Below are 904 nucleotides of genomic sequence, written 5' to 3'. Positions count from 1 at the left end.
CAACCCCCGCCCCGCCGATATAGAGCTCGCCCACCGCCCCGAACGGCACCGGCGCACCATGAGCGTCCAGCAGGTAGATCCGCGTGTTCGCAATCGGACGGCCAATATGCGGCACGGCGTTGTCACTGAGAAGTCGTCCCGACGTTGCCACAACGGTGACTTCCGTAGGGCCATAGTTGTTTATCAACTTGAGAGGAGACGGTATCCGGGAAGGAACACGCTGGAGACGATCACCGCCGATCAGCAAATGTCCCAATTTTGGATTTACCAGCTCGTCTTGCAATGCGGTTATAGCCAGCGGTGTGGCTAGAAAGGCGGCATCCAGTGGTTGATCACGCCACCATTGCAACAGACGCGAGGAATCTCCTGCTGCCGCCCTGGGCGGGAGCAGCAATGTGCTACGATTGCATAATGCGGACCATAGCTCCCAGGTGCTGGCGTCAAAAGCCACTGCAGCCGTGAGTGTGCAGCAGGTTTCTGGTTGCGGACAAAACGTTTGCACATGCCATGCTGTAAGATTGACCACTCCGCGATGCTCGACCATGACGCCCTTGGGCGTCCCGGTGGAGCCCGAGGTGTAGATGATGTAGGCGAGCTGGCGGGGGGTGAGCCCCAGCGCGCGCGGGTCGGGATCGTCAGCGCCCTGGTCGGCCCATGGACGCGCGCCGTCCGAGAGGTCGACCGCCGTCAGGCTGGCGAGCGCCTCGGCGCCGAGGGCGGCGCGTCCGGCCGCATCGGCCAGCAGCAGCTTGGGGGCGGCATCGGCGAGCACCTGGTTGAGCCGTGAGCCCGGATAGGCCGGATCGATCGGCACATAAGCGCCGCCCGCCTTCAGGATCGCCAGCAGCCCCACCACCATCGCCGGGCTGCGCTCGACGCAGATCGCCACCGGCTGATCCGGCTT

The 904-nt window shown here is 64.2% G+C and carries 1 protein-coding gene; it reads right to left on the bottom strand.

From position 1 onward, the window contains the following. Window positions 1–889, bottom strand: an 889-nt coding sequence (locus NKH89_RS35650) for an AMP-binding protein (RefSeq protein WP_352912043.1), incomplete at its 3' end; no start/stop codon positions are given. Between the last annotated feature and the right edge of the window lie 15 nt (window positions 890–904).

Origin of the sequence: Mesorhizobium sp. M0923 (genome assembly GCF_040319365.1) — a bacterium.
In the GTDB taxonomy this organism is placed as follows: domain Bacteria; phylum Pseudomonadota; class Alphaproteobacteria; order Rhizobiales; family Rhizobiaceae; genus Mesorhizobium.
This window is presented reverse-complemented; position numbering and strand designations above follow the sequence as displayed.